The organism is Stenotrophobium rhamnosiphilum, from assembly GCF_003052265.1.
GTDB classification, from domain to species: domain Bacteria; phylum Pseudomonadota; class Gammaproteobacteria; order Nevskiales; family Nevskiaceae; genus Stenotrophobium; species Stenotrophobium rhamnosiphilum.
In genome coordinates this window covers 522,487-546,037 of sequence record NZ_QANS01000003.1, presented here as the reverse complement: position 1 = coordinate 546,037, position 23,551 = coordinate 522,487, and the positions used below count along the sequence as shown (strand labels likewise).

The following is a 23,551-nucleotide window of genomic DNA, read 5'->3' as shown; positions in this document are numbered from 1 at the left end:
CAGCCAACAAAGCTTGTAGCGCTCACCACTCTGTTCGTTTCGGCAACAGTCCGTTCAGTTCTTCTTGAGTTAAATCACGCCACTTGCCTACGGCAAGCGTGCCGAGTTTGACGTTGATGATGCGCACGCGGCGCAGCTGTCGCACATTGGCGCCAAACTCTGAGCACATGCGGCGAATCTGACGGTTGAGACCCTGCGTCAGAATGATGCGGAATGCATTGGTGCCAGTACGCGTCACTTTGCAAGGCTGTGTTTTTACTTCCAGCTCTGGCAGAAAAACACCCCGCGACATGCCTGCGATAAATTCATCGGTGACAGGCTTATCGATGGTCACCATATATTCTTTTTCGTGCTGATTTTCCGCACGCAGAATTTCGTTGACGATGTCACCGTTGCTGGTGAGCAGAATCAATCCATCAGATTCTTTGTCGAGTCGGCCAATTGGAAAGATGCGTTCACGATGGCCAACAAAATCGACGATGTTGCCTTGGATGTGTCGCTCCGTCGTGCAGGTAATGCCACGCGGTTTATTGAGTGCGATATAGACGCGAGCTTTTTTCTGCGCAGCGCTGACGAGCTTGCCGTTGAGCTTGACCTCGTCGCCATCATTCACCTGCGTGCCCAGCAGAGCACGTGCACCATTGACGGTGACACGGCCCTGCTCGATGAACGCATCCGCCTCACGGCGCGAACAAACGCCGGTTTCGCTGATGAACTTGTTGAGGCGCATTGCTTTGATCGTTATGGCTGGCCGATGAAATCCATCTTGCCAAGTTCAACGCCGTTGTGACGCAGGATGTTGTACGTCGTTGTCACGTGAAAATACACGTTCGGCAGTACGAAGCCTTGCAGATAAGCTTGGCCTTTGAAGTTCATATCACCACGAGGGCTCTTCAGTACGACGTCACGCGTTTCTGAGCCGTCGATCTGCGCCGGCTTATAGCCTTCAACGATGCCAATGACTTTACGTACACGCGCAATCAGATCAGCAAAAGTAGTTTCACCATCTTCCAGCTTCACCGGCTCATCACCAGCAAGACGTGCGACACAGCCCTTGGCCATATCGGTTGCGATCTGCACCTGACGCGTCAGCGCGAACATATCGGGGAACAGACGGCTGTTGAGCAGAACGGAAGCGTCGAGCTTCTTGGCTTCGACATGTGCCGCAGCTTTTTCGAGAATGTGGATGAGATTGTTGAGCGTGCGAGCCAGAACTGGAACCGAGGCTTGATGCATTGAAATAGACATTTGCTTCTCCAAAACCTAAATGACCGGCAGCGCCGGACCTTTTGAATTCTTTTACTTGCAGCCGACGTTGCGGCGACCGCTGCCGCACTGTTTGGGGCCGGTGGCGGGCTTTTCAACCGCAGGGAGCTCAATAGCCAAGACCGCGCGCAAGATGCCTGAAGCCGGCGCGTTCCTGCAACTCAGTCTCATCTAGGCCACCACGCAGGGGCCTCAGGCCATAGGCTGGTAAACTAGCGCACCGTTTCAGCCGTATTGCGTTATGTCCACTGTCCGCACCACCACCCGCCCCCGCAAGTCTGCCGCCCCCAAAGTCGGTTTTGTGTCCCTTGGCTGCCCCAAAGCGCTGGTGGACTCCGAACGTATCCTCACGCAGATGCGTGCGGAAGGCTATGAAACCGTGCCGACCTACAAAGCGGCCGATGTCGTAGTGGTCAATACCTGCGGCTTTATCGACAGCGCGGTCGCGGAGTCGCTCGATGCAATTGGCGAAGCCATGGCGGAAAACGGCAAGGTCATCGTCACCGGCTGCCTCGGCGCCAAAGGCGACATGATCCGCGAAAAGTATCCGGACGTACTCTCCATCAGCGGCCCGCAAGATTACGTGACCGTGATGAACGCGCTGCATAAAGCCGTTCCGCCCAAGCACGACCCCTTCATCGACTTGCTGCCGCCACAAGGCGTCAAGCTGACACCCAAGCATTACGCTTACTTAAAAATTTCTGAAGGCTGCAACCACAAGTGCAGCTTCTGCATCATCCCCTCGATGCGCGGCAAGTTGCGCAGCCGTCCGGTGGATGAAGTGTTGCGTGAAGCCGAGAAGTTGGTGAAAGCCGGCGTCAAAGAAATCCTGATCATCTCGCAAGACACCAGCGCTTATGGCGTTGACCTCAAGTACGCACCTGCGACTTGGAACGGTAAAGAATACCGCACCAATCTGTACGACCTCTGCAAAGGCATTGGCGAGCTTGGTGCTTGGGCACGTTTGCATTACGTGTATCCGTATCCGCACGTCGACGAAATTATTTCGCTGATGGCCGAAGGCAAAATCCTTCCCTATCTCGATGTGCCCTTCCAGCATGCCAGCACGCGCGTACTCAAAGCGATGAAGCGTCCTGCCGCTGCAGAGAACACGCTCAAGCGTCTCGCAGCTTGGCGCAAGATCTGCCCGGACATCACCATCCGCAGCACCTTCATCGTCGGCTTCCCTGGCGAAACCGAAGAAGATTTTGAAGAGCTGCTGAACTGGCTCGTAGAAGCACAGCTCGATCGCGTGGGCTGCTTCAAGTACTCACCGGTCGATGGCGCCACCGCGAACAAGCTCGACGGCGCCGTGCCTGATGACGTGATGGAAGACCGCTACAACCGCTTCATGGAATTGCAGGCCCGCATTAGTGCCGACAAGCTCGAAGACAAGATCGGCAAAGTCATTGAAGTGATGGTGGACGAAATCGGTGGCGAAGCTGTACTCGGCCGCTCATGGGCAGACGCACCGGAAATTGATGGCAAGGTTTACTTAAGCTGCGATCGTCCGCTCAAAGTCGGTCAGATCGTGCGCGGCCGAGTGATTCAGGCTGATGCTTACGATCTCAACGTGGAAGTGTTCGAAGACTAAACCGTGGCGGCGAATCAATCGCCGCCGCGTGCTTCTCTTAGCAACTTCGACACATGTTCTGGTCGAAATCCCATCCCAACAAAGCGCGCAGGCACGCGCCGTAGAAATGGCCATGCGCGTAGTAGTTTAAGTTGCCACGGCAATGTTGGGCGTTGTGCACTAGCCAGCACGCGGCTAATCACTCGATTCTGAATCTGCACCTGCATCCACTGTGTTGCGCGTGTGGGAAATGTGCGTCGCTCTTGCACAGCTGCCAAATCTTTTTGTGTCGGTGTGCCACGTAAAAAAGCAGGCGTCAGAACATTCGCCGTTGCGACTGCATCCTGAATCGCCAAATTAATGCCGACGCCACCAATCGGTGACATCGCATGCGCCGCATCACCGATGCACAACAGACCGGGACGATGCCATTGCTGCAAACGATCCACCGTAACGGTGAGCAGCTTGATGTCATCCCAAGTTTTGAGTTCAGAGATACGCTCACTCAGATAAGGCGCGAGGCCCGCAATCTCTTTGCGAAATGCATCGAGTCCACTCGCCTTAATCGCATCGATGCCACCCTTCTGAATCACGTAGGCGCACTGCCAGTAGTCGCCACGATTGAGCATGACCATGATGTGGCCATTGTCGATGCGTCCGAGTGTTTGCGGTGGATCACCTTCTTGTCGCGAGATACGCATCCACAGCACGTCAATCGGCGCACCGATATTCAACACTTGTAGTTGCGCCTGCTCGCGCACGATGGAGCTGCGGCCATCTGCGCCGATCACGAGATCGGCGTGAATCTCTAATTCACCTTGCGGCGTTTGCACGCGCACGCCGGTAATGCGTTCATTATTTTGCAGTAGCGCGGTGACTTCGCTCTGCATATGCAGATGAAACTTGGAATAGCTGCGTCCTTTACCAGCGAGGAAATCAAGGAAGTCCCACTGCGGCATGAATGCAATGAACTTGCAGCGCGTCGGCAGATGCGTGAAATCTGCCATCGTCAATCGTTCGTCGCCGACTTGTCCATCAACTTGTCGCATCTGATCGTGCGGGCGCTGCAAAAATTCTTCGAGCAGACCGAGCTCGTGCATCACTTCAAGTGTTGAGGGATGAATCGTATCGCCGCGAAAGTCGCGTAGGAAATCAGCATGCTTTTCCAGCACTACTGTTTCGATCCCTGCGCGAGCGAGTAAGTAGCCAAGCATCATTCCAGCAGGGCCGCCGCCAGCAATGCAGCAGCGCGCGTGGATCACTGAATTCGTCGATTGGTTCTGAGACATGCGGACACTCCTATCCAACATAACCCTCAGTGCAGAGGAACAGCTACACGAATAGTTACAGCAGCAGACTCGCCAGCGGCACCGTAATCAGTGACAACAGAATGCCGAAACCGAGCACTGTGTTGGCGAGTGGCGGCTCAAGGTGATACTGATCCGCGAGAATTGCAGCAGATATCATCGGCGCCATCGCGGACTGCAGCACCGCGATCGTCAGCACCAAACCACTCGCGCCGGTTGCCAAACCCAAGGCGTAAATCAGCAAGGGTGCGATCAGTAATTTCCACGACAAGCCAATCGCCGCAGGACCAATCTGATCGCGTGTGAGTTTCAAACGCAGACGTAAACCAACAGAGAACAGGGCTAGTGGAACGAGCGTCTGGCCAATGCGATGCAGAATGTCATTCGCAATCGGCGGCCAACCACCGAGGAAGCCAATGACCACGCCTGCAACCAGCGCGAGAAATGCGGGGAATAACAACACGCGTTTGGCAATTTCACGCGGATGCGCTTTTGCGCCGCCATAAACCACGGCAACCAACACGCCGCCGAGTGTGAGCATGATGAAGCATCCCAACTGATCCGCTACGACCGCAAGCGCGAGGCCTTCTTGCCCGCGTAATGCAGCAATCATTGGATAACCAAGGAATGAGGTGTTGCCAAGACCGCACACAAGCGTCAGCGCGCCAATGCGTCCATCAGTCCAGCCACGACTGCGACCGAGCACGCGGAACAGCACGAAGGCGCCACCGAAGACAATCCACTGCGACACCACCAACAACCACAGATGTGAGTTGAAAGTGAGCGTGGGAATCAGCTCAAGAATCATGGCGGGCAAAGCGAGGTTGATCACCCACCAGTTGAGTGCCTGCGCCAAACCAATCGGTGGTCGTGCAAAACGTGCGGCGCCAACACCCAACGCCAAGCAAGCAACCAGCAGAACCAAAGCGCTCATAGCCTCACTCCACGCCCACTAAGGCGCAGTACAAAGAGGATAGCTAAGGCCAAGGCGCGATTCATGCGTAGGGCGGTCTTCTAACAATGCGAGGAACAGATAATGAATTCTAAACGCTCGCCACAGTCCATGCAGGGGCCACTTAAGGCCCAGCATTAACTTTCTGAAAAGCTCAGCGCTTGATCTGATCAAGCTCCAGCTCGCGGATCCAGCCTTCGCCCTTTGCTGCGGCGCTGACATTCCACCAAACACCTGAGCCATTGCTGATCTTTTGTTTCAAGATCACCGGCGTGCCTGCGGCTAGGATTGCAACAATCTTTCCACCAGCACTGGCCAGTGCAGGCGTGGCGCGCAATGACGCACCGTCTTTCGCGTTCGCTTGAGTCGCTTGTGGTGCTACTGCCACAACAGGAGCGGCGGGCTTTACTGCAACTCGTGCTGGAGCCGGCGCTGGAGTGGGCGTTACAGCAGCCCGTACCGCAGGAACTGCAGCAGGAATTTCAGGCACTGCTTCCACAGTCTCCGGCGACGGCTCTACCGAAGCAGGAGCTGCTGCTGGTGCTGGCGGAGGTAACGCTTCTGCAGCAGGCGCTGCCGCTACGACAGGCAATGCCTGCACAGTCGCGATGATGGATTCTTTTTGCAGCGCGAACATGCCGCCAGCAACGCGAACCCATGTGACGTCAGCATCATCGGCAACGATCGTTCCGGTCAGCGCATAATCAAAGCGAGGGGTGAGGAATGGAGATTTGAAATTGATCGTTTTCTCAAGAGAGGCAGAGCCTTTGGCGTCAGCGGCAATTCTCTTCAGTATTTGAGAATATCCATCTTCAATTTGTTTGTTTAATTTCGCAGCCGCTGCATCATTCAATGAAGCTAAATCTGCGGGGCTGTACTGACCAGCAATTTGATACATGTACTTATTCTGCAGACCTTCACTCGGGCCTGAGCCCTCTACAATCAAAGCCGCCGCAAGCAGAAGAACTTCTGGCTCCGCTTTTGAAATGTACAAATATGGGGAAACCTTAACTGCTGAGCCAGCGGCCAATCGAATGGAAGATCCTGTCGCCGCCTTCGTAAAAGCCTTGGCGGGATCAACCGGAACTTTGTCCATCAATTGAGCCGCATCTGCCTGCGTCACTGCATCGATCGCGACCATATTTTCTGCGGCCACTATCGCGCCAAATGAAGCGAAGGCATCCGATCCGGTGCCATCGTCAGTCTGAAAATACAAAGCATCTTTGTTGGAGTTCACATACTGAAGAGTGCTGTTTGTCTCATCCAATAATTTGGATCGAGAGACCTCCAATTCAGAAACACCTTGGCGAACAACTACTGGTTGCGCAAACGTCGCACAAGCAGAAACAAGAAGTACCAGCAAAAAGCTTGCGCAGAGTTTCATGGCGTTCATTCGAATTCCTTTTCGACAAGCAATGTTTGTACAGGTACAACGATCTAGTGCCACAAGCTTCAATACTTTCGCATTTAGAAAGTAGTTGAGCTATTCCACAGTCACCGACTTGGCCAAATTACGTGGCTGGTCAACGTCGGTACCTTTGAGCACCGCGACGTGATACGCGAGAAGCTGAAGCGGAATGGTGTAGATCATCGGATCAATCAACTCGTCAGCGTGCGGCATACCGATTACCGTGACGCCGGGGCCGTTCTGGAAGCCAGCATCTTGATCTGCGAACACAATGAGTTCGCCACCACGTGCGCGGACTTCTTGCAGATTCGATTTCACTTTTTCGAGCAACTCATCGCGAGGAGCCACCGCAATGACCGGCATGTGTTCGTCAACCAATGCGAGCGGGCCGTGCTTGAGTTCGCCAGCAGCGTAGGCCTCGGCGTGGATGTATGAAATTTCTTTGAGCTTCAGCGCGCCTTCGAGTGCGACCGGGAACATCGTGCCGCGACCGAGGAACAGTGCGTGTTGCTTATGGATCAAGCGTTCAGCCAGCTTCTTGAGCACATCATCCTGCTTGAGCACCTGCTCTACCTTGGCCGAAGCCGAAAGCAACGATTTGACGTAGTGCTTTTCCTTCTCAGCCGTCAGACCACGACGGCGCGCGAGCAGCAGAGTTACCAGTGCAAGCGCCATCAGCTGCGTGGTGAAAGCCTTGGTCGATGCAACGCTGCGCTCGGGGCCAGCGTGCGTCATCAATGCGATATCGGACTCGCGCACCAATGAAGACTCCGGCGCATTGCAGATCACGATTGAGGCCGCAATTTTCTTGGTCTTGGCGTGACGCAGCGCTTCCAGCGTGTCGGCGGTTTCACCCGACTGCGAGATGGTGATGAATAGCGTACCGGCTTCAATCACCGGATCGCGATAGCGGAATTCGCTGGCAAGATCGACTGCGCAAGGCACGCGTGCAATCTCTTCAATCCAGTACCGCGCAACCATGCCCGCATGTGCGGAAGTGCCGCAAGCGGCAATCTGCACTCGCTCAACTTTGGCTAGCAGTTCGCCAGCCTTAGGGCCGAGGAATGATTCCAACACGTGGCCTTCGCTGATGCGGCCTTCAAGCGTGTTCGCCAAAGCCAGCGGCTGCTCAAAAATTTCCTTGAGCATGTAGTGACGGTAAGGGCCGCGATCTGCGGCGTCTGCGCTCTGCGAAGAGATGCGCACTTCGCGCTGAGCCGTTTTGCCATCGGCATCGAAAATTTCGTAGCCGTCGGTGCGAATCTCGGCGAGATCGCCTTCGTCCAAATACACAAAGCGATTGGTCACCGGCAGCAATGCGGTTGCGTCGCTGGCAGCAAAGGTTTCGCCAATGCCCAGACCAATGCACAAAGGACTGCCTTTGCGTGCAAGCAGCAAGTGATTCGGTTCAGTCGCTGAAATCACGGCAAGCGCATAAGCACCGTGAAAACGGCGGATCGCGTTCTGCACTGCAGTGCGCAGATCCTGACCTTGATCAATCAGATGTTGAATCAGATGCGCAGCAACTTCAGTGTCGGTTTCAGAATTGAACTTGAAACCTGCGGCGGTCAACTCAGCACGCAGCTCTTCGTGATTCTCGATGATGCCGTTGTGTACCACCGCGACATCACGTGACACATGCGGATGTGAATTGCGCTCAGCGGGAACACCATGCGTGGCCCAGCGTGTGTGTGCGATGCCAATACGGCCGCTGCCTGGTTGTGGCGGTTGTGCAGCAAGTGCTTCGGCGAGTTGTGAAACTTTGCCAACTGCGCGCGTGAGATGCAGTTTCTTCCCGGCATCCACGACAGCAACGCCTGCAGAGTCATAGCCGCGATATTCCAAACGTCGCAAACCCTCGACCAGAATCGGGGTGACATTGCGTTGCGCGACGGCGCCAACAATTCCGCACATGGTGCTGACCTCAAAATTATTACTTTTTTTGTAGGAGCGCCTCTTAGGCGCGATGGGCGCTTGAGCGATCGCGCCTAAGAGGCGCTCCTACGGAAATTATGCTTGTGGACTCCTGCGCATCCATGCGCCCGTCCACATACCGTACATCCTGTACATAATTTTATCCCGTTCAGGTCTTCTTCGTCGGGCGTTTCCAGCCCGGCAAGGTCACTTGCTTGGCTCGCGCGACAGTCAGCGCATCATCTGGCGCATCTTTGCCGATGACGGAGCCTGCGCCAATGGTGGCACCCTTGCCAATCACCACCGGTGCAACCAGAGAGCTGTTCGAGCCAATGAAGGCGTTATCGCCGATTGTGGTCTGGTGCTTATTCACGCCGTCGTAGTTGCAGGTGATGGTGCCTGCGCCAACATTGACGTCTTCGCCCAGCACGGCATCGCCGACATAGCTGAGATGGTTGATCTTGCTGCCCTTGCCAACCTTGCTCTTCTTGGTCTCAACAAAGTTGCCGACCTTCACGCCATCCGCCAATTCCGTGCCTGGACGCAGACGCGCAAAGGGACCAATGTGCAGATCACGTGCGCCTTTCACGCCATCAAGAAGGCTGTGCGCTTCAACCACGCTACCAGCACCGAGCTTGACGTTTTTCAGCACGCAGTAAGGGCCGATGCTGACGTTGTCACCAAGCTCGACAACGCCTTCAATAATCACGCCGACATCAATCTTCACGTCTTTGCCCGGCAGCAAGATGCCGCGCAGATCGAAGCGTGATGGATCGGCCATGTGCACGCCTTCGCGCATCAGCCGTTCGGCTTGCGTACGTTGGTAGACGCGCTCCATGCGTGCAAGTTGCACGCGATCGTTTACGCCTTCAACTTCATCCGGGCTTGCGGCAGAAACTGCTGTGACGCGAGTGCGATCTTTTACAGCGAGGCCGACGATATCGGTCAGGTAGTACTCGCCCTTAGCATTGTTGTTCTTCACTTTCGCGAGCCAGGCTTTCAGACGCTTGGCCGACACGGCGAGCAGGCCCGTGTTCACTTCTGTGATTTTCTTCTGCCGCGCATTGGCGTCGTTCTCTTCAACGATGCCGGTAACTGCACCTGCTTTGTTACGAACGATGCGGCCGTAGCCAGTTGGCTCATCGAGTTCGACTGTGAGAACTGCGAGGCCTTTGTCCGCGGCGGCAATCAGATTCTGCAGCGTCGATACAGAGATCAATGGCACATCACCGTAGAGCACCAGCACTAGTGCATCGTCAGGAATCTTTGGCATGGCTTGCAGCACAGCGTGGCCAGTGCCGAGTTGGTCTTTCTGCAAGACCCATTGCACGGATTTTTCTTTGGCGCGATCGCTCGCATGCCATTCACGCACTTGTTCCGCACCGTGTCCGTGCACGACGTGTGAGGCTTCTGCCCCGATGTTAGCAACGGCATCAAGCACGTGGCCGAGCATGGGCTTGCCGCCAATCGGGTGCAGTACTTTAGGCACAGCGCTTTTCATGCGCGTGCCTTTGCCGGCAGCGAGGATGACAGTATGAATCACTGCGGTGACAGTTTTAGCAGTCGTCACTTTTTTCGCTGTTGCTTTCTTGGCCATTGGGTTACCAAATTTCGCGTAAATTATTTAATGTCATCCCGAGCATCGCGAGGGATCTTGCTGTAAGACTCAAAGCGAGATTCCTCACTACATTCGGAATGACGTCCTAAACAAGAAATCCCGCTAATGCTGAGCATGAGCGGGATTCTAATACGCGTCTCACAACGCTGCGCTGATGCGCAGCTTAGCGAGTGATCTTGTTGATCTTCTGTACGAACTCGAGACGGGCAGCAGCTTCAACCAGCTCGTTCTGTGCCTTGGCCAGATCCAAAGGACCTGCCGCTTTGCCGAGTTTCTCTTCGGCAGTCTGCTTGGCTTTCAATGCTGCATTTTCGTCAGCATCTTTAGCGCGCAGCGCGGTGTCAGCCAGCACGGTCACGAGGTGCGGTTGCACTTCGAGAATGCCGCCGCCAACGAAGAATGCGAGCTCGGTGCCGTCGGCTTGCTGCACACGCAGCGTACCGGGCTTGAGGCTGGTCAGCAGCGGCGCGTGACGCGGCGCAATGCCCAGCTCACCCATTTTGGCGGGAGCGAAAATCATGGTCGCTTCGCCCGAATGGATGTGCCCTTCGGCGCTGACGATGTCGACGTGGATGGCAGACATGATCGATTAAAGCGTCTTCGCCTTCTCAACGGCTTCGTCAATTGAACCAACCATGTAGAACGCCTGCTCAGGCAGGTGATCGTACTGGCCGTCGACGATGCCGCGGAAGCCGCGGATGGTTTCCTTCAGTGACACGTACTTACCAGGCGAGCCGGTGAAGATCTGTGCAACGAAGAAGGGCTGCGACATGAAACGCTGAATCTTACGAGCGCGGGCAACGGCTTTCTTGTCGTCATCCGACAGTTCGTCCATACCCAGAATCGCGATGATGTCTTTCAGTTCTTTGTAGCGCTGCAGCACGCCCTGCACATCGCGGGCGGTGTTGTAGTGCTCATGGCCGATGACGTTCGGGTCGAGCTGACGTGAAGTCGAGTCGAGCGGGTCAATAGCTGGATAAATACCGAGCGATGCGATGTCACGCGACAACACAACGGTCGAATCCAAGTGAGCAAACGTGGTTGCAGGCGAAGGATCGGTCAAGTCATCGGCCGGAACGTAAACGGCTTGGATCGAGGTGATCGAGCCTTTCTTGGTCGAAGTAATACGTTCCTGCAGAACGCCCATTTCTTCGGCCAGCGTTGGCTGGTAACCCACAGCTGACGGCATACGACCGAGAAGTGCGGACACTTCGGTACCAGCCAGCGTGTAGCGGTAAATGTTGTCAACGAAGAACAGAACGTCACGGCCTTCGTCACGGAAGTACTCAGCCATGGTCAGACCGGTCAGCGCAACGCGCAGACGGTTGCCTGGGGGCTCGTTCATCTGACCGTACACCATGGCCACTTTCGAGTTGCCGAGGTTCTTCTCGTCGATAACGCCTGATTCCATCATTTCATGATAGAAGTCGTTGCCTTCGCGAGTACGCTCACCGACGCCTGCGAACACGGACAAACCCGAGTGCGCCTTCGCGATGTTGTTGATGAGTTCCATCATGTTAACGGTCTTGCCTACGCCGGCGCCGCCGAACAGGCCGACCTTACCGCCCTTAGCAAATGGGCAAAGCAAGTCGATAACCTTGATGCCGGTTTCGAGCAGTTCGGTTGAACCAGCCTGATCTTCATAGGTTGGTGCAGCGCGGTGGATCGCCCAATGTTCCTTGGCGGTGACCGGGCCGACTTCGTCGATTGGCTCGCCGAGCACGTTCATGATGCGGCCGAGCGTTGCAGGGCCAACTGGAACCGAGATCGGGCCGCCGGTGTTCTTGGCAACCAGACCGCGCTTCAAACCTTCTGAAGAGCCCAGAGCAATAGCGCGGACGGTGCCGTCGCCAAGCTGCTGCTGCACTTCAAGCGTCAGCTCAATGCCTTCGACCTTGAGTGCGTCATAAATCTTTGGGATCGCGTCACGCGGAAATTCAACGTCGACGACTGCGCCAATAACCTGAACAATTTTGCCGGAGCTCATAAGTTTCTCACTTACCTTTCAAACGAGACCTAACGGCCCCGTACATAAAAATTTATTTAAACAGCCGCGGCGCCGCCGACAATTTCGGACAGTTCCTTGGTGATGTTGGCCTGACGCGCCTTGTTATAGACGAGCTGCAGCCCATTAATAATTTTGCCTGCGTTGTCGGTAGCGGCTTTCATCGCGACCATACGTGCAGATTGTTCGCATGCCACGTTCTCGATCAGGCCTTGGTAGACCTGCGATTCGATATAGCGCTGCAACACGGTGTCCATCAGCTCAACGCTGTCTGGCTCATACAGGTAATCCCAGTGGCTCAGCAGACCATCGGTCTTGACTGGCTCAACAGGGAGCAACTGCTGAATCGTCGACTGCTGCGTCATCGTGTTCACGAACTTCGAGGACACGAGATACACGCGATCCACTTCGCCATTGCGATAAGCGTCCGACAACACCTTGATGGTGCCGAGCAGCTGTTCGATCGTTGGCTTGTCACCGAGGTTACCCACGGTGCCCAGAACCTTGCCGCCCATGCGCTTGAAGAATGCCTGAGCCTTGTTGCCGATCAGTGCGAATTCAGCTTCAACGCCCTTGGCCTTCCATTCGCGCACATCACGAGTGACGGCGCGGAAGGTGTTGACGTTGAGACCACCGCAAAGACCGCGATCTGACGAGACCACGAGATAAGCAACCTTCTTCACTTCACGACCAACCGTGAACGGGTGCTTGTACTCGAGGTTTGCCTGCGACAGATGTCCCAGCGTGCGACGAATTTTCTCGGCGTACGGGCGGGCAAGCGACATACGCTCTTGCGCACGACGCATCTTCGACATGGCGACTTTTTCCATCGCGCGCGTGATCTTCTGCGTATTTTTTACGCTCTTGATCTTGGTACGTATTTCTTTAGCGCCGGCCACTGTCTATCTCTTAAGAAATTAAACCGCAGCCTGCTTGCCGTAAGCGTCCATCGCTGCCTTGAGGTCGGCTTCGATAGCGTCGCTCCAGTCACCGGTGTTCAGCTTGTCGAGCACAGCCTTCTGGCTGGTAGCGAGGTACTGATGCAAACCTTCTTCCCAAGCCAGAACCTTGGTGACGTCAACTTTGTCGATGTAGCCTTTTTCAACGGCGTACAAGGTGCTGGCCATCTGGCCAACCGACATAGGAGCGTACTGCTTCTGCTTCATCAGCTCGGTGACGCGTTGACCGCGTTCCAGCTGCTTACGGGTTGCTTCGTCGAGGTCGGACGCAAACTGTGCGAAGGCCGCGAGTTCGCGGTACTGCGCCAAGTTGGTACGCACGCCACCGGCGAGCTTCTTGATAACTTTGGTCTGCGCTGCACCACCGACGCGTGACACCGAGATACCGGCGTTCATAGCAGGACGGATACCAGCGTTGAACATGTCGGTTTCGAGGAAGATCTGACCGTCGGTGATCGAAATCACGTTGGTCGGAACGAATGCCGAAACGTCGCCAGCCTGCGTTTCAATGATAGGCAGAGCGGTCAAAGAACCGGTCTTGCCCTTCACTGCGCCCTTCGTCATCTGCTCGACGTAGTCGGCATTAACGCGGGCTGCACGCTCAAGGAGACGCGAGTGTAAATAGAACACGTCGCCAGGATAGGCTTCGCGGCCCGGAGGACGCTTCAGCAACAGCGAAACCTGACGGTAAGCAACGGCCTGCTTGGAGAGGTCGTCATAAATGATCAGCGCGTCTTCACCCTTATCGCGGAAGTATTCGCCCATCGAGCAACCGGAGTACGGTGCGATGAACTGCAGCGCTGCAGATTCGGAAGCCGAAGCGGCGACGACGATGGTGTTAGCCATGGCGCCGTGCTCTTCGAGCTTACGTACGACGTTAGCGATAGAGCTGGCCTTCTGGCCAATCGCAACGTAAACGCACTTAATGCCCGAGTTCTTCTGGTTGATGATGGCGTCGATAGCCATCGCGGTTTTACCCGTCTGACGGTCACCGATGATCAGTTCGCGCTGACCGCGACCGATTGGAACCATCGAGTCGACCGACTTGTAACCGGTCTGAACTGGCTGGCTAACGCCCTGACGAGCGATAACGCCTGGTGCAACCTTTTCAACTGGCGAGGTGCCGGAAGCTGCGATCGGGCCTTTGCCATCGATCGGCTGACCGAGCGCGTCAACAACGCGGCCGAGCAGTGCTTCGCCAACTGGCACTTCGAGCAGACGGCCGGTGGTCTTCACCGTGTCGCCTTCTTTAAGGTGCTTGTAGTCGCCGAGAATAACGGCGCCGACAGAGTCACGCTCAAGGTTCAGAGCGAGGCCGAAGGTGTTGCCGGGGAATTCGAGCATTTCACCTTGCAGTGCATCGGACAAGCCGTGCACGCGGCAGATGCCGTCCTGCAAGCTAACGATGGTGCCGGTGTTGCGGGCCTCAGTCACTGCATCAAAATTCTTGATGCGGCTCTTGATGAGGTCGCTGATTTCCGAAGGATTCAATTGCATGGGAAGCTATTCCTGAATGTTCTTTTCTGCTTAGCGCGTGAGCGCGGTTTGCAGTCTTTCCAACTCGCCGCGAACGGAACCGTCGATGACCATGTCGCCAGCGCGGATCACCGCACCTGCTACTAAGGACTCATCGGTGTTCCAAGCAATGGCAACGTCACGATCAAGGCGTTTGCGAATCGCTGAAGCGAGTGCGTCTTGCTGAGCTTTTTCAACCTTGGTCGCAGTGGTCACTTCCACTTCGACGCGGGCTTCGGCTTCAGCGCGCAACGCTTCAAACTGTTCGGCAATCGCAGCAGCAGTCTTCAAACGGCCGTTATCGGTCAGCAGCTTGATCAGCGACTGGCCTTCAGCGTTGAGATCCTTGCTGAGCGCCTTGCCCAACACGTCGGCCAATTCTGCGCGCGACAATGCTGGGTGACCGATCAGCTGCGAGAGCTGCGGATTCGCAACCGCTTCGGAGATGGCTGCAAGTTGTGCAGACCACTCTTTCAGCGATTTGCCATCACGCGCCAGCTCAAAAACCGCTTTGGCGTAAGGACGTGCAAGAGTGCTGAGATCGGCCATGGCGCTTAGACGCGAGCTGCGAGGTCGTTGAGGACGTCGGCGTGAGCCTTCGCATCAATTTCGCGCTTAAGGATTTTGGACGCACCAGCAACAGCCAGTTCGCCAACCTGCTTGCGCAGCTGTTCCTTGACCGAGTTCACTTCACGCGTGGTTTCTTCGCGTGCAGCGGAGACGATGCGATCGCCCTCGCCTTTTGCCGTGGTCTTTGCCTGCTCAACAATCTGCGTGGCCTGCTTGTTAGCAGCAGCGAGAATGTCCTGAGCCTGAGCACGAGCAGCCTTCAGTGCTTCGTCGCTACGCGACGATGCATCTTCCAGCGACTTCATGCCGCGCTCAGCAGCAGCGAGGCCATCGGCAATCGTCTTCTGACGCTGTTCTACGAGCGTCATCAACGGCGGCCAAACAAACCTTGCGGTGAACCAGATGAACGCGGCGAAAACAACCGCCTGCGCTATCAAGGTCAGATTAATATCCATACCTACACCTGTTCCGTAATCGCGGTTCTGTCAAAAATCTTACTGAGGAATGACAGACAGCAGCGGGTTTGCGAACGCGAACATCATGGCCAGACCAACGCCGATGATGAAGGAAGCGTCGATCAGACCCAGGAGCAGGAACACTTTAGCCTGCAGCATAGGAGCCAATTCTGGCTGGCGAGCAGCGCCTTCCAGGAAGCGCGAGCACATGATGCCTACGCCGACGCAAGCGCCGAGAGCGCCGAGGCCGATGATCAGGCCGATGCCGATGCTGGTGCTAGCCTGAATCATGGCGAGAAGTTGGACGTGATCCATTTGCAATTCCTCTTTAAACGACTGGTTAAAAAATTAAGTTAGTGATGCTCGTGAGCCATCGCGATGTAGACAACCGTCAACATCATGAAGATGTAAGCCTGCAGGGCAACGATCAAAATATGGAAGATCGCCCAACCGGTGCCGAACAGAGCACCGAAGAAAGCGCCGAGGGGGCCGGTTGAAGCCAGCATCCACAGCAGCAGGAAGATGATTTCGCCGGCGTACATGTTGCCGAACAGTCGCAGGCTGTGCGAAAGCGGCTTCGAGATGTACTCGATCATCTGAAACAGGAAGTTTGCCGACATCGCCAGCGGCACCAGAATCCAGCTGATCGGGTTAACCGAAAGCTTAGGTGCGCCAAATGGGGCAAAGAACAATTCGTGAACAAAGCCACCAAAGCCCTTGGCTTTGATCGCGAAGAAAATCATCAGGAACCAAACCGACAGGGCCAGCGCGAAAGTAGCGTTGACGTCGGAGGTAGGCACCATACGGAATTCATTGACGCCGACCATGTGCAGGCCCTTGGCAATGATGTCGACCGGCAGGAAGTCCATCGCGTTCATCGCGAATACCCACACGAATACGGTGAGGGCCAGTGGTGCAACAAAGGAGAAACTCTTGTCGAAGATGCCTTTAACCTGGTCGTTAACAAAATCGACGCAGACTTCAACAAAGGCCTGACGCTTGCCCGGAACGCCGGCGGTAGCGCCGCGTACAACCCAAGCAAGAAAACCAAATACAACCGTACCGAGAATGATCGAGGTGATCAGCGTATCAAGGTGCAGAGTCCAGAAACCGCCACCCTGATTAACAGAGTGCTTTAAAAACGACAGGTGATGCCCGATATACGTCGCGGGCGTTAGCGCGTGTTCCGCGCCTGCTGCTGCATGATCTGCGTTTTCAACGGCCATATTAATTTCGTCTTAAACCTTAGTCTTAATCTATCTAGTAGCGACGAGTAACCCAGAGAGCCAGCCATTGCGCCTTCAGCGCAACTACAACTCCGATCAGCATCGCCAGCCACGACAGTTCGGGCTTGAGCTTTACTGCTACCAGCACAATGGCGGCGAGGGTGAAAGCCAGCTTGAGCAATTCGCCGGACATCATTCCGACCGCCCCAACTGCTCCCTTGCTACGCAACCTCAGCGTCAACCACAGTGCCAACACTGCATTTGGCAGTGCTACTGCCGCGCCTCCAAGAAACAGAGACAGCGCCCCAAATTTACCGATAAGCAACCACGCTGCGACGGCGAAGATCAGTACCAAAGCCCATTGCAGCGCAATGGCGGTACCGACTGTGTTCTTCCATCCGGTCATCTGGGTCATTGTTTTAAGAACTACCCGAGCGTTTTTTGAAACCGGACAAGACAGGCCTATCAGCGGGCGCGCAGTTTACTGATTGCCCCCCTTTAGGTCAACGCATTTTGCGGCGCTGCATTAACTGCGGTGGCAATTAGTGCGTAAACGGGCTAATCCCAATACCCGTCTGCGTTATTCGCGCGCAGGTGCTTGTTTTGAAAAATGTAAATTGTTTGATTAATCAATTTTTATACAACATTTACATGACACTCAGAAGGCAAGGAACCTCTTATTTAGAGGCTTAACGCTTCATCGTCTTAGCGACTGCCAGCGCAATCATTTTGCGCGGCATAAACCGCGGCATCAGGCTTACCAGCTTGATGCCTATGCCCGGCACGATAAAGCTCTTGCCCTGCCTAAGCGCCTTTAGGCTGACGGCAACGACATCTTCTGCCTTGAGCATCGTGCTCTTAGGAATTGCCTTGAGCAGCGCGTCATTGCCGGTTGCGGCAAAGAAACCGGTATCCACGGGGCCGGGGCAAACCGCAATCACTGCGATGCCCTGCTTACGATATTCAGCCCACAGTCCTTCGCTGAACGACAGGACAAAGGCTTTGGTCGCGCCGTAAATCGTCATATAGGGAGTCGGCTGGAACCCAGCGACTGAAGCGATGTTAATAATCGCGCCCGCTCCACGCTCCAGCATCGGCGGCAAAAATGTCTGCGCCAGATCAACCACGGCGCTCACGTTCAGCGCGATCATTTCGCGCTGACGCGCAGGATCATCTTCATGAAAGTTCGCGGCGAGGCCAAAGCCAGCGTTGTTCACGAGAACATCGATATCAATGCCCAAGGCTTTCACTTGCTTCAACAGCGCAGCGCCAGGCTGCGGCAGCGACAAATCAGCAACGATCACTTCAACGCGGCGGCCGCTATAAGTTTTTGCGAGCCGTGCAGCAATCGCATCCAATTTGTCTTTGGAGCGCGCAACCAGCACCAAATCCAAACCTTGCTTCGCATAGGCGTCAGCAAATGCTTCGCCGATACCTGATGACGCGCCCGTGATTAGTGCCGCTTTGTAATTTTGCATTTTGAGTTTCTGCTTACTTCAGCGCTTTAAGCAGCTTGTCGAGCTCTGCCTGATTTTTGAACGCAACCGTGAGCTTGCCGCGACCTTTGTCGTTTTGCTGCAGCGTGACCGGCAAGCCAATGCGCTGACGCAGATCGGACTCCAACGATGATGGCGCGGTTGCGGCTGGCTTTGCCGTTGGCGCAGCAGGTTTGGATTGCACCAGCGCTTCGGTTGCGCGCACTGACAGCTGGCCAGAGACCACCAGCTTGGCAAGTGATGACTGTCTTGCGCCTTCAACACCCAACAACACTTTGGCATGCCCAAGGCTGATCTGATTGGTGCGAACTAAATCCTGCACATCGGCATTGAGCTCCATCAAGCGCAGCAAGTTGCTGACAGTTGCGCGCGAGTGACCTACGGATTCTGCGCACTGCTGATGCGTGAGGCCATGCTCTTCGATGAGTTTGTGCAGCGCTTCGGATTCTTCCAGCGGGTTCAAATCGGCGCGCTGAATATTTTCGACCAACGCCACTGCTCGCGCAGTGCGGTCATCCATCTGTCGGACGACAGCAGGAATTGATTTGAGCCCGGCAATACCGGCTGCGCGCCAGCGACGCTCACCAGCAATAATTTCGTAGCGATCGCCGCCAACAGGGCGCACAAGAATCGGCTGTACAACGCCTTGAGCGCGAATAGAGTCGGCCAACGTCGCCAACGAGGTCTCGTCGAAATGACGGCGCGGCTGATGTTTGCCCGGCCCCATGCTGGCCAGACTCAACTCGCGTTGATCGTCGCCCGCTTCAACTTCGCTCACAGGCTCGGAGCTTACGCTGCTCAACAGCGCATCAAGACCACGACCCAATCCACGTTTCTTTACGCTCACGCTCATTCCCCTACGTATCTTTTGCCTTAACGGCTTTCGTTCAGCAGCGCGGCAAATGTCCGCGCAAAAGTATGCACATCGCCCGGCCAGCGCGCAGAGACATAACGTCCATCGCGCACAACCCAAGCAGCTCGCGAATCATTCAGCGTATCGCGCGCCATGCCGCCGGTTTTTAAAAACTGATTCGGCGCATCGGCTGGCACATCCAGAAAATCTGCGGGACTTGCGAGCGCACGCGTCACTTCTTGTTGCACGCCACGATAGCCGACCACTTCCCCCGGCGCTTCATCGTAGGTTCGGTAATAGCCCGGATCCCAGAAGCGCGCGAAATATTTGGTCAGCATCCAGCCAGATTTCTCCAGCTTCCACGTGAGCGCTGTCGTCTTGCGTCCGTGCAATACCGACTTGCCGGTTTTGCGCGAGATGCTACGTGCAGCGAGCACCACGCCATGACAAACCGCAGCCACCGGTTTATCTGCATCAAAAAAATCTGCAACGAAAGCCTGAAGCTCCGCATTTTCCAAATACTCGCGTATGCCTTTCGCATGGCCGCCGGGCAACAACATTGCGTCGAAGTTTTCTACGCGTAGCGCTGAATAGCTCAGCGGCCGTGTGTAATTCACATCAGCGCACATCTGCTGATACGCGTCACGAGCAGGCTTTTGCGCACGCAACATCAAACCGAACAAAGGTAATTTGCGTAGAACCGGAATGAAGCCCCAAACATCGAGCCCTTCGCCCGAGATCATCATCGGATCTGCCGCAGCGACGCTGCCATCTGCTGTCGCAAAAAATAATTCGTGTCCGGCGTCTTTCAGAATGCGCCAGCTCACCGCAGCTTCAGTCGGATCAAAATCCCGGCGCGGCAGCGGCACGATAATTTTCATGGTGTGCCGCGACGCCGTAGCGTCAGGCGCTTAAGCGCAGCTGGCCGCCGTCGTGACGACGCAGAACCTCGCCCGCTAGTGCGAGATAAGCTTTGGCGCCAGAAGACTGCGCGTCATAAGCCATCACCGACAGACCATGACTCGGCGCTTCGGCAAGACGCACATTGCGCGGAATGATCGTGCGGTAAACCTTTTCTTTGAAGTGCTCAAGCAATTGCGCCGACACGTCATTCGCGAGGTTGTTGCGCGGATCAAACATCGTGCGCAGCAAGCCTTCGACTTCCAGCTTGGGATTGATCACGCGTTTGATTTTGCCGATGGTGTCCATCAGCGCGGTGAGCCCTTCTAGTGCGTAGTACTCGCACTGCATTGGGATCAGCACGCCGTCCGCCGCAACCAGTGCGTTAACGGTGAGCTTGGACAACGCAGGCGGGCAGTCGAGCAAGATGTAATCGAACTGATCAGCAACTTCAGCGAGCGCTGCCTTGAGTGCGAAATCACCCACGGCCACATCACGCAATTTAATTTCGGCTTCCGTCATGTCGCCATTGGCGGGCATCAAGGAAATGCCGATCTCAGGCAGATGCAAAATCACATCGGCAGGTTTGGCTTTTTCCAGCAGCACATCACGCGCAGTGAGCTTGACCGCGCTCTTGTCGACACCGACGCCCATCGTCGCGTTGCCCTGAGCATCAAGGTCCACCAGCAGCACGCGCCGCTTGGTTGCCGCCAATGAGGCAGCAAGATTGATCGACGTGGTGGTTTTGCCCACACCACCTTTTTGATTCGCGACTGCGATGATGTAAGTCATTTTTTTAGCGTAGCAACCACGGCATGGCGATCTTCATTCAGACCGGGCACGCGCAGGCGGTGCGATCCCCTAATTTCAACGTCCACCGGAATATCGGCAGCTTCTTTGGCGTCTAGTTTGCCTTTCATTGCCACCCATACGCCACCAGTTGCGAGCAGATGTGTGGTTTTATCGAAGAAATCGTTCAACGATGAAAAGGCCCGGCTGACTACGCAATCAAAGCCTAGCTCGGGCTGAAAAGCCTCAACGCGATCTTCGATCACTTCAACATTGTCCAACTTAAAGGTGCGCACGATGTGGCGCATGAAACGGGCTTTTTTGCCGTTGCTATCCAGCGTGGTGACTCGCAACGAAGGCTTGGCTATCGACAACACCAAGCCCGGCAAACCCGCACCGGAACCGACATCCAACAGCCGCGGACCCGGAATGGCTAGCGCAGGATCGTTCAGCAGCGGCAGCACGCTCAAAGAATCGAGTAAATGGCGCGTCACGCTTTCTTGCGGATCACGGATGGCCGTGAGGTTGTAAGCGTTGTTCCACTTCAACAACTCGGCCTGATAGGCCAGCAAAAGCTTGAGCGTCGGCGCTGGCAAATCCAGGCCCAGCTCTTTCGCACCTGCACTCAAGCGCTTGGAGATCGAGCCGGCAAGCCAAGGGCTTTCCGCAGGCGCGGGCGCTTCATTGTCCGAATCCCAGTTCATGCCGCGGGCAAGGACATAACGTCCTGCAGAACTGTGAGGCGAATACCTTGGGCACTCATGGACTTGGAAGCTCTGCGCTGTGCGAGGGAAGGACACACATTATAAGCACTCAATGCCAGCAGACTCCGCTCTATACCATATGAATTACTGCATTGATCGCGGTCTCAAAACTTTCCAATGCTGTTTTAATTTATATTTTATTAATAAATTATTTTTACTTTTTATAAAAAGCACTACTCGTTTTAGCTACGTAACACTCGCCATTACCTAGGGCTTTAGGCCTAAAAAGGGGCTTATACTTGCCCTCTAAATTTTGATCTTGTTCCCCAGCTACTGGAGGAGTCTCCATGAACACCGCCGTTTCCTATTTGCCGAATGCCAACACCGCCTCATCGGATGCCGAAATTCGGCGCGTGTTTGATCGCCAGCGCGAAACCGCGCTGCGCCTGCGCGCCAGCTCCGCTGAAGAGCGCATTGCCAAAATCAAGCGCCTGCGCGACGCCGTTATCGCTCACACGCAAGCGTTCTATGACGCTGGCGACAAGGATTTCAAAAAACCGCCAGCAGAAGTCGATCTCACCGAAATTCTGCCGATCATCATGGAAGCCAACGACGCTGTGCGTCACATCCGTAAATGGATGAAGCCTAAAGGCGTCTGGCCGACCCCGTTGATGTTTGGCACCAAGGCTTACAAGCAGTACGAGCCTAAGGGCCGCAGCCTGATCATTTCGCCATGGAACTACCCGGTCAATCTCACGTTTGGTCCGCTAGTTTCGGCAATCGCTGCTGGTTGCACTTCCATTCTCAAGCCTTCGGAAATGACGCCGCACCTCACCGCTGTGATGGTGAAGATCATTAAGGAAATTTTCCCCGAAGATGAAATCGCTATTTTTGAAGGCGAAGCTTCAGTGTCGACGACGCTGTTGTCGCTGCCGTTCGATCACATCTTCTTCACCGGTAGCCCGGCTATTGGCAAGGTTGTTATGGCCGCTGCATCTAAGCACCTCACCAGTGTGACGTTGGAGCTGGGTGGCAAATCACCAACCATCGTTGATGCAAGCGCCGATCTGAAAATGGCTGCGCGCAACATCCTCTGGGGCAAGTTCACCAACAACGGTCAGACCTGCATCGCGCCTGACCATGTGTTTGTGCACGAGTCGGTGAAGGCCGAGTTCGTCAAGAACTGTCAGGAAATCCTGTCCAACACCTACGGCACCACCGGCGACGCACAGAAGAACAGCCCGTACCTCTCACGCGTTGTGAACCAGCGTCACACCGGCCGCATTAACGCACTGCTGCAAGACGCCAAACAGCGTGGCGCCAATGTGTTGTTCGGCGGCGACGTCAGCGAAACAGAATGCTTTGTTGCGCCGACGCTGATCGAGAACATTCCTGCTGACGCCAAGATTCAGACCGAAGAAATCTTTGGGCCAATCCTGCCGATCATCAGCTACAACAAGCTCGACGAAGTCATCAACGCGATCAACGATCAGCCCAAGCCGCTCGCGCTCTACATCTGGAGCAAGACCGAAGCGAACATTCAGACCGTGCTTCAGCGCACCAGCGCCGGCGGCACGTGCATCAACCACACGGTTGCGCACTTCCTGCATGGTCGCCTGCCGTTTGGTGGCGTCAACAACTCCGGTATCGGCAGCGCCCACGGCCACTTCGGCTTTATGGCGTTCACGCACGAGCGCGCTGTCCTGCGCACGCGCATCGCACTGGCGCCGATGTTCTTCCCTCCGTACACCAACACCACCAAGAAGATTGTGGCGATCCTTAAAAAGACCGTCTGACCTCGCTGGTCGCAGTTCAAAAAGCCCGCTGACAGTGATGTCAGCGGGCTTTTTTTATGGCCATGGATGGCCTGTACGTCGCGGGCGCAGGTGAGGGCATGGATGCCCGAAGTAGAGCAACGCAGGAGCAGTTGCCGAATGCGCAGGAGCGACGCGGTAGGCGCACTAGATGCGCTCAATTCCAAGCAACAAATCCGATTCCAAGCAGTAGATGAAAATTATTGCACTTCTTTATTGACAATCAT

The 23,551-nt window shown here is 55.3% G+C and carries 23 protein-coding genes; 2 read left to right on the top strand and 21 right to left on the bottom strand.

Translation table 11 applies throughout. The annotated features are described in order from the left end of the window. Positions 1-22 precede the first annotated feature (22 nt). Positions 23-730, bottom strand: coding sequence for a 23S rRNA pseudouridine(2604) synthase RluF (gene rluF / locus CJD38_RS10055; RefSeq protein ID WP_107940192.1), 708 nt, complete (start codon positions 728-730; stop codon positions 23-25). An 11-nt stretch (positions 731-741) separates the two neighbouring features. After that, a complete protein-coding gene (locus CJD38_RS10050) occupies positions 742-1,248 on the bottom strand; it encodes a DUF1993 domain-containing protein (RefSeq protein WP_107940191.1) in 507 nt (168 codons plus the stop codon). Between the two features lie 259 nt (positions 1,249-1,507). Here CJD38_RS10050 and rimO point away from each other — a divergent pair, with 259 nt between their 5' ends. Continuing rightward, positions 1,508-2,860, top strand: coding sequence for a 30S ribosomal protein S12 methylthiotransferase RimO (gene rimO / locus CJD38_RS10045; RefSeq protein WP_107940190.1), 1,353 nt, complete (start codon positions 1,508-1,510; stop codon positions 2,858-2,860). A 14-nt stretch (positions 2,861-2,874) separates the two neighbouring features. On the opposite strand, the gene CJD38_RS10040 is transcribed toward rimO, so the two are convergent. The 19 genes from CJD38_RS10040 to rsmG form a co-directional block, all read right to left on the bottom strand. After that, a complete protein-coding gene (locus tag CJD38_RS10040) occupies positions 2,875-4,128 on the bottom strand; it encodes an FAD-dependent oxidoreductase (RefSeq protein WP_206362941.1) in 1,254 nt (417 codons plus the stop codon). A gap of 55 nt (positions 4,129-4,183) precedes the next feature. After that, complete coding sequence (locus tag CJD38_RS10035; RefSeq protein WP_206362940.1) at positions 4,184-5,080, bottom strand: AEC family transporter; 897 nt, start codon at positions 5,078-5,080, stop codon at positions 4,184-4,186. A 172-nt stretch (positions 5,081-5,252) separates the two neighbouring features. After that, complete coding sequence (locus CJD38_RS10030; RefSeq protein ID WP_107940188.1) at positions 5,253-6,491, bottom strand: hypothetical protein; 1,239 nt, start codon at positions 6,489-6,491, stop codon at positions 5,253-5,255. 90 nt (positions 6,492-6,581) lie between these two features. Next, on the bottom strand, positions 6,582-8,420 hold the full coding sequence (glmS, locus tag CJD38_RS10025; RefSeq protein ID WP_107940187.1) for a glutamine--fructose-6-phosphate transaminase (isomerizing): 1,839 nt from the start codon (positions 8,418-8,420) through the stop codon (positions 6,582-6,584). Between the two features lie 169 nt (positions 8,421-8,589). Then, positions 8,590-10,017, bottom strand: a complete 1,428-nt coding sequence (glmU, locus tag CJD38_RS10020; protein ID WP_107940186.1) for a bifunctional UDP-N-acetylglucosamine diphosphorylase/glucosamine-1-phosphate N-acetyltransferase GlmU — start codon at positions 10,015-10,017, stop codon at positions 8,590-8,592. A 184-nt stretch (positions 10,018-10,201) separates the two neighbouring features. Continuing rightward, positions 10,202-10,624 carry a F0F1 ATP synthase subunit epsilon gene (locus tag CJD38_RS10015; protein ID WP_107940185.1) on the bottom strand — a complete coding sequence of 141 codons (423 nt, stop codon included), beginning with the start codon at positions 10,622-10,624 and terminating at the stop codon, positions 10,202-10,204. Between the two features lie 3 nt (positions 10,625-10,627). Continuing rightward, entirely contained in the window at positions 10,628-12,025 is a 1,398-nt protein-coding gene (atpD, locus tag CJD38_RS10010) for a F0F1 ATP synthase subunit beta (protein WP_107940184.1), read from the bottom strand. A gap of 56 nt (positions 12,026-12,081) precedes the next feature. Continuing rightward, positions 12,082-12,942 (bottom strand): F0F1 ATP synthase subunit gamma, encoded by an 861-nt coding sequence (atpG, locus tag CJD38_RS10005; protein WP_107940183.1) that lies wholly within the window; start codon positions 12,940-12,942, stop codon positions 12,082-12,084. A gap of 18 nt (positions 12,943-12,960) precedes the next feature. Further along, positions 12,961-14,499: a F0F1 ATP synthase subunit alpha gene (gene atpA / locus CJD38_RS10000; RefSeq protein WP_107940182.1), complete on the bottom strand. Its 1,539-nt coding sequence runs from the start codon at positions 14,497-14,499 to the stop codon at positions 12,961-12,963. Between the two features lie 30 nt (positions 14,500-14,529). Then, the gene (locus CJD38_RS09995) at positions 14,530-15,066 is read right to left on the bottom strand and encodes a F0F1 ATP synthase subunit delta (RefSeq protein WP_107940181.1); all 537 of its coding nucleotides are present in this window, start codon (positions 15,064-15,066) and stop codon (positions 14,530-14,532) included. Positions 15,067-15,071: 5 nt separating this feature from the next. Then, positions 15,072-15,542, bottom strand: a complete 471-nt coding sequence (locus tag CJD38_RS09990; RefSeq protein ID WP_107940180.1) for a F0F1 ATP synthase subunit B — start codon at positions 15,540-15,542, stop codon at positions 15,072-15,074. A 39-nt stretch (positions 15,543-15,581) separates the two neighbouring features. Then, positions 15,582-15,857: a F0F1 ATP synthase subunit C gene (atpE, locus tag CJD38_RS09985; RefSeq protein WP_107940179.1), complete on the bottom strand. Its 276-nt coding sequence runs from the start codon at positions 15,855-15,857 to the stop codon at positions 15,582-15,584. Positions 15,858-15,895: 38 nt separating this feature from the next. Next, entirely contained in the window at positions 15,896-16,768 is an 873-nt protein-coding gene (gene atpB / locus CJD38_RS09980; RefSeq protein WP_107940178.1) for a F0F1 ATP synthase subunit A, read from the bottom strand. 34 nt (positions 16,769-16,802) lie between these two features. Continuing rightward, positions 16,803-17,183 (bottom strand): ATP synthase subunit I, encoded by a 381-nt coding sequence (locus CJD38_RS09975; RefSeq protein WP_107940177.1) that lies wholly within the window; start codon positions 17,181-17,183, stop codon positions 16,803-16,805. Positions 17,184-17,457: 274 nt separating this feature from the next. After that, complete coding sequence (locus CJD38_RS09970; protein ID WP_107940176.1) at positions 17,458-18,246, bottom strand: SDR family NAD(P)-dependent oxidoreductase; 789 nt, start codon at positions 18,244-18,246, stop codon at positions 17,458-17,460. Positions 18,247-18,259: 13 nt separating this feature from the next. After that, entirely contained in the window at positions 18,260-19,117 is an 858-nt protein-coding gene (locus tag CJD38_RS09965) for a ParB/RepB/Spo0J family partition protein (protein WP_107940175.1), read from the bottom strand. A 20-nt stretch (positions 19,118-19,137) separates the two neighbouring features. Beyond that, positions 19,138-19,998, bottom strand: coding sequence for a type 1 glutamine amidotransferase domain-containing protein (locus CJD38_RS09960; protein WP_107940174.1), 861 nt, complete (start codon positions 19,996-19,998; stop codon positions 19,138-19,140). Positions 19,999-20,020: 22 nt separating this feature from the next. Then, positions 20,021-20,809: a ParA family protein gene (locus CJD38_RS09955; RefSeq protein WP_107940173.1), complete on the bottom strand. Its 789-nt coding sequence runs from the start codon at positions 20,807-20,809 to the stop codon at positions 20,021-20,023. Next, complete coding sequence (rsmG, locus tag CJD38_RS09950; protein ID WP_107940172.1) at positions 20,806-21,510, bottom strand: 16S rRNA (guanine(527)-N(7))-methyltransferase RsmG; 705 nt, start codon at positions 21,508-21,510, stop codon at positions 20,806-20,808. Before rsmG ends, CJD38_RS09955 begins: the two co-directional genes overlap by 4 nt. Before the next feature lie 347 nt (positions 21,511-21,857). On the opposite strand from rsmG, the gene CJD38_RS09945 reads away from it, so the two are divergent. Further along, positions 21,858-23,306, top strand: a complete 1,449-nt coding sequence (locus CJD38_RS09945; protein ID WP_107940171.1) for an aldehyde dehydrogenase family protein — start codon at positions 21,858-21,860, stop codon at positions 23,304-23,306. The last annotated feature ends 245 nt before the right edge of the window (positions 23,307-23,551 follow it).